The sequence below is a fragment of the Acinetobacter psychrotolerans genome, assembly GCF_048552595.1.
GTDB lineage: Bacteria > Pseudomonadota > Gammaproteobacteria > Pseudomonadales > Moraxellaceae > Acinetobacter.
On sequence record NZ_JBIMDK010000045.1, the window covers coordinates 1 to 1087 of the forward strand.

1 protein-coding gene is annotated in these 1087 nt (G+C 37.3%); it reads left to right on the top strand.

Translation table 11 applies throughout. From position 1 onward, the window contains the following. Positions 1 to 54: 54 nt before the first annotated feature. Positions 55 to 1080, top strand: coding sequence for an IS30-like element ISAba125 family transposase (locus ACG94X_RS16780; RefSeq protein WP_010326927.1), 1026 nt, complete (start codon positions 55 to 57; stop codon positions 1078 to 1080). Positions 1081 to 1087: the final 7 nt, after the last annotated feature.

Sequence of the window (1087 nt, forward strand, 5' to 3'; positions counted from 1 at the left end):
GGCAGAGTAAAACTTGAAGTGCGACATAAACCACCTAATTAATTTAAAGGGTTTATGGAGTATATAAAATTGTCATACCATCATCTTAACTTTGAAGATCGTACTGCATTAATGCTTGAGTCAAGAAAAGAAGGCTTTTCAGCCAGAAAATTTGCTGAACTCATTAAAAGACATCCTAGTACGATCTATCGTGAGCTTAAAAGAAATAGCATCAATGACGTTTATCAAGCTCGATATGCTTCTGATAACACCTTCGCTAGACGTAGACGTGGTCACAGAAAACTCAAAATCGATTCAATCCTCTGGAAATTTATTGTTGAAGCGATCCGTTGTTTATGGTCTCCTCAGCAAATAGCAAAGCGTTTAAAGACATTTCCTGATTTGGATCAAACAATGAATGTAAGCCATACAACGATTTATTCAACGATACGCGCATTACCAAAGGGTGAGTTGAAAAAAGACTTATTATCCTGTCTGCGTCATGAAAATAAAAAGCGAAAAGCTAACGGTGAACCTAAAAAAGATTCTATATTACAGGATATTAAAACTATTCATGAGCGCCCAGCCGAAGTTCAAGAAAGAAAAATACCGGGTCATTGGGAAGCTGATTTAATTAAAGGTAAAGACAATAAAAGTTCGATAGCAACACTTATTGAACGAAATACACGGCTCTGTATCTTGGCAACATTACCTGATGCAAAGGCAGAATCAGTGCGCAAGGCTTTAACTGAAGCTCTGAAATATTTACCTGCAGAACTGCGTAAAACGTTGACCTATGACCGTGGACGCGAGATGGCAGAACATAAAATACTTGAAGAAGATTTAGGCATAGATGTATATTTCTGTGACCCACATTCACCCTGGCAAAAAGGCACATGCGAAAATATGAATGGTTTAATTAGGCAATATTTACCTAAAGGGATTGATTTAAATCAGGCAGATCAGCATTATTTAAATCAAGTTGCCATGTCACTGAATACTCGTCCTAGAAAAGCGTTAGATTGGCTTACACCATTAGAGAAATTTGCTCAGCTTGTTGATTATCATAAGACTTTTCAAACTGTCGCACCTCATGTTTGAATTCGCC

Coding starts and splice junctions, on each gene's coding strand:
- ACG94X_RS16780 (WP_010326927.1), top strand. CDS start 55: ATGGAGTATATAAAATTGTCATACCATCATCTTAACTTTGAAGATCGT.